Raw genomic sequence first — 3311 nt, forward strand, 5'->3', positions numbered from 1 at the left:
AGATTGTGATGGAAAGCGGAGGTGTACACGCCGCCGGCGAGGTCTGCTCCGGCGCAAAAAGCCTTCCCCTCCCCGCGGAGAAGGATGGCGCGAACTGAGTCCGTATTTTCCGCCTCGTGTACATAGGCCGCGATGTGGCCGCAGACGTCGGCGTTCAGCGAGTTTCTCTTGTGATCGCGACGGATTGTGATGACTGCTACCTGTGGCTGTGGCTCGCCATCGGTTGGAGTGTCGTTATCCACGGGCAGGATGTCTAATGTGACCTCGCCGTCGGGTGATGCGGATATGACATTGTTCTCATTCGTCATAAATACAGGCTATGCGCCGCGCGAGCCCCCCGCGGCGTTTTCGCCAACGTACACGCACGACGCCCGCGTGTCACACGGGCTGCGTGAGGATCACTCAAAGTTAGCGTTGCTGGGATCAGCACCAATGCGTCCGTCTTCACGGTCCAACGCAGTGATCTGCTCAACTTCGTCCGTCGTCAAGGAACAATCGAGAATATCGAAGTTGGATTCCACATGTTCTTTGGACTTGGAGCGGGTCAAGACAGAGAGCCCCATATCAAGGTGCCAGCGAAGAACAATTTGCGCTGGTGTCTTTCCATACTTAGCAGCCAAATCTTTAATAACTGGCTCATCAAAGTACTTGCCCTGGGCTAACGGCGACCATGATTCCGTCAGAATGGAGTGCTGGTCATCGAAGGAACGCATCGCTGCCTGCGAGAACCCGGGGTGGAGCTCGATCTGGTTAATAGTCGGCGTCTTGTTATTTTCCGCAACAAGCTCATCCATTGCCTCTGGATAAAAATTGCACACAGCCAAGGAGCGAATACGACCTTGGTTCTGTAGCTCAATCATCGCCCTGAAGGATTCTTTATATTGATTCTTTTCAGGGTACGGCCAGTGGATGAAATAAATGTCGACGTAATCAAGCCCCAATTTCTCCATGCTGGTGTTGAATGCGTCAAAGGTGGATTCATATCCCTGGTCGGAATTCCACAATTTGGTTGAGACCGTGAGTTCCTCACGGGTGACATCACCATTCTCGATAGCATCGCGAATAGCTTTGCCCGTTGATTCCTCATTCTTGTAAATCATTGCGGTATCGATGCGCCGGAATCCAGCCGCAATTGCCGTGCGAACCGAGGAATATGCCTCCTCTTGAGACAATTCCCATGTTCCGAATCCCAAGCGCGGGATCACAGTCCCATCGCTCAGCGTGGCCGTCGGGCCAGCATTGTTCTGCTGTGTCGTCTCTGCTTTCGAATTGTTGTTAGCCATACGAGCCATTGAACACGCTATGGCTCCGTCCTGCAGAACCCCAGTTCAGAGGGCTAAGGACGCGCTCCATCACCCACGGCATATCCCCCACACCCGACCTACACATCATTTCCCTAAAGCCCCCTCGCGGACCACATATGAGAGTTACGCTAGAAAAATGGTGTCACATTCCGATTCGCCCATTCCTCAACCCGAGCGCCTGTCCGCCCATGACCTCATTCATGACATTCTCGATACCGATTCATGGGATAGCTGGGACACTAAACCTGATTATGGAGAAATTTCCGACGATTACGCAGCGTCATTAGCTCGCGCGCGGGAGAAGTCGGGGGTTGATGAGGCCGTGATCACCGGAGCCGGAACGATTGACGGTCACCGTGTTGCCGTGGTCGCCTCGGAATTCTCTTTTCTCGGTGGGTCCATCGGGGCTGCGACATCACGACGAATTATCGACGCCATCCACCGCGCCACAGCGGAAAGTTTGCCCCTTCTGATTTCGCCCGCGTCCGGTGGCACGCGAATGCAAGAGGGAACGCCGGCCTTTGCACTGATGATTTCGATCACCGCCGCGATTCACCGGCATAAAGATCAGCACCTGCCCTACCTGGTGTATCTCCGCCACCCAACCACGGGCGGAGCTATGGCGTCCTGGGGCTCCGCGGGGCACCTCACCTTCGCCCAACCCGGCGCCACGCTAGGGTTTCTGGGCCCCCGCGTCGTCGAACTCACGACAGGCAAACCTCTCTCACCTGGGGTTCAGACGGGCGAATACCTCTCCCGCCACGGGGTCATCGATGGCGTCATCGATCCTGCGGGTCTTCGTCGGCAATTTACAAAACTTTTCGACGTTCTTATCCGCCCTGATCATGCGACCGAACCGGCCGAGCCGACGCCACCGTCGGGTGAGGTGAGGTCAGCGTGGGATGCCATCACCCGAACCCGCAACCCACAGCGGACCGGCGCTGCGGATCTCGTGAATGCTCTCTCTGACCACTGGGTTCAGCTCTCGGGCACCGGGGACGGGCGAATGTCTGAGGCCGTGATCGTGGGGCTAACCCGGATCAATGACCAATCCCTCGTGTTTGTCGGAATGGACCGGACCGCGCAGGAGCCATTGGGCGATTGGCCCTTGAGCACAGAGGCGATGCGCTTCGCCCGGCGCGGAATTACGTTGGCCCACGAGCTGGGAATTCCGCTGGTCAGCGTCATTGATACGCCTGGTGGCGAGTTGTCCGACCGCGCGGAGCGAACCGGTATGGCTGGGTCTATTGCACGCACGCTGGCGGAGATTCTTGATATCGACGTGCCGACGGTGTCGGTCATTATCGGCCAGGGGTGTGGCGGTGCCGCGCTCTCGATGATTCCTGCTGATCAGGTTCTGGCCTGTGAAGATGCGTGGTTGGCGCCGCTCCCCCCGGAGGGAGCCAGCGCGATTATTTATCGGGATGTCGATCATGCGCCGGCAATGATGGAAAACCAGTCCGTTGCGGCGGATAAGCTTCACGAACGCGGAATTGTCGATCGTCTGATCCCGGCATTGGACAGCACCGATGCCGAGGCCGACAGCAAGGTGGTCATTGACTCGATTGCTCAAGCCTTGTGGGAGATTAAGTTGAATTCCACTTTGCGACGTGGACGTGAGCAGCGTCTGGCGCATTATGAACGGCTCGCCACCATCGTGTGAGAGCCGTCTCCGCGGAAGAACCACGGTCTGGTAGGCGCCACGTAGCCCCTCTTACTTCACGTCCACCAGATCGATAACGAACACGAGGGTCCGGCCGCCGAGCGGGTGACCGGTGCCGGCGGGCCCATACGCCATGTCCGGCGGAATGGTCAGCTTGCGACGTCCCCCAACGCGCATGCCCGGAATGCCTTCCTGCCAGCCGGCAATCAGGCCGGTGAGTGGGAATGTGATGGTCTGCCCGCGATCCCACGAGGAATCGAACTCTTCGCCGGTTTCGAAGTCCACACCTACGTAATGGACCTCAACGTTGGATCCCGCTTGTGCTTCAGGGCCGTCCCCTACCG

The 3311-nt window shown here is 57.7% G+C and carries 4 protein-coding genes; 1 reads left to right on the forward strand and 3 read right to left on the reverse strand.

Annotated features, from left to right (window positions below):
* Positions 1 to 308: enoyl-CoA hydratase/isomerase family protein (locus tag Q3981_RS10185; RefSeq protein ID WP_303125944.1), on the reverse strand; the 308-nt coding region annotated here is incomplete at its 3' end.
* A gap of 90 nt (positions 309 to 398) precedes the next feature.
* The gene (locus Q3981_RS10190) at positions 399 to 1283 is read right to left on the reverse strand and encodes an aldo/keto reductase (RefSeq protein WP_368410110.1); all 885 of its coding nucleotides are present in this window, start codon (positions 1281 to 1283) and stop codon (positions 399 to 401) included.
* A 157-nt stretch (positions 1284 to 1440) separates the two neighbouring features.
* Here Q3981_RS10190 and Q3981_RS10195 point away from each other — a divergent pair, with 157 nt between their 5' ends.
* On the forward strand, positions 1441 to 2967 hold the full coding sequence (locus Q3981_RS10195; protein ID WP_303125949.1) for a carboxyl transferase domain-containing protein: 1527 nt from the start codon (positions 1441 to 1443) through the stop codon (positions 2965 to 2967).
* Between the two features lie 51 nt (positions 2968 to 3018).
* Here Q3981_RS10195 and Q3981_RS10200 read toward each other — a convergent pair.
* Positions 3019 to 3311 (reverse strand): FKBP-type peptidyl-prolyl cis-trans isomerase (locus Q3981_RS10200; RefSeq protein ID WP_303125951.1); only part of this gene is annotated, 293 nt, incomplete at its 5' end.

Origin of the sequence: Corynebacterium sp., from assembly GCF_030530965.1 — a bacterium.
Classification (GTDB): Bacteria; Actinomycetota; Actinomycetes; order Mycobacteriales; family Mycobacteriaceae; genus Corynebacterium.